The 1,014-nt window shown below is 62.9% G+C and carries 1 protein-coding gene; it reads left to right on the plus strand.

What is annotated here, in order from left to right:
• Positions 1–990: elongation factor Tu (gene tuf, locus ACE04I_RS24565; RefSeq protein ID WP_487207669.1), on the plus strand; the 990-nt coding region annotated here is incomplete at its 5' end.
• Positions 991–1,014 lie beyond the last annotated feature (24 nt).

Below are 1,014 nucleotides of genomic sequence, written 5' to 3' on the forward strand. Positions count from 1 at the left end.
GTCGAGTACGAGACGCCGAACCGTCACTATGCGCACGTCGACTGCCCCGGCCACGCCGACTATGTGAAGAACATGATCACCGGTGCGGCGCAGATGGACGGCGCGATCCTGGTATGCTCGGCTGCCGACGGCCCGATGCCGCAGACGCGCGAGCACATCCTGCTGGCCCGTCAGGTCGGCGTTCCGGCGATCGTCGTGTTCCTGAACAAGGTCGACCAGGTCGACGACGCCGAGCTTCTCGAGCTCGTCGAGCTTGAAGTTCGCGAACTTCTGTCGTCCTACGACTTCCCGGGCGACGACATTCCGGTCATCAAGGGCTCGGCGCTTGCCGCTCTGGAAGATTCGGACAAGAAGATCGGCGAAGACGCGATCCGCGAGCTGATGGCAGCGGTCGACGCCTACATCCCGACGCCTGAGCGTCCGATCGACCAGCCGTTCCTGATGCCGATCGAAGACGTGTTCTCGATCTCGGGCCGCGGCACGGTCGTGACCGGCCGCGTCGAGCGCGGCATCGTCAAGGTTGGTGAAGAAGTCGAGATCGTCGGCATCCGTCCGACCTCGAAGACGACGGTGACCGGCGTTGAAATGTTCCGCAAGCTGCTCGACCAGGGCCAGGCCGGCGACAACATCGGCGCGCTGGTTCGCGGTGTGGACCGCAACGGCGTCGAGCGTGGCCAGATCCTGTGCAAGCCGGGTTCGGTCAAGCCGCACAAGAAGTTCAAGGCAGAAGCCTACATCCTGACGAAGGAAGAGGGCGGCCGTCATACGCCGTTCTTCACGAACTACCGTCCGCAGTTCTACTTCCGTACGACGGACGTGACGGGCATCGTGACGCTTCCGGAAGGCACGGAAATGGTGATGCCGGGCGACAACGTGACCGTTGACGTCGAGCTGATCGTTCCGATCGCCATGGAAGAGAAGCTGCGCTTCGCGATCCGCGAAGGTGGCCGCACCGTCGGCGCAGGCATCGTCGCCTCCATCGTCGAGTAATTCTCTCTATAGAGAATGCAAGGA

The organism is Rhizobium moroccans, assembly GCF_057559155.1.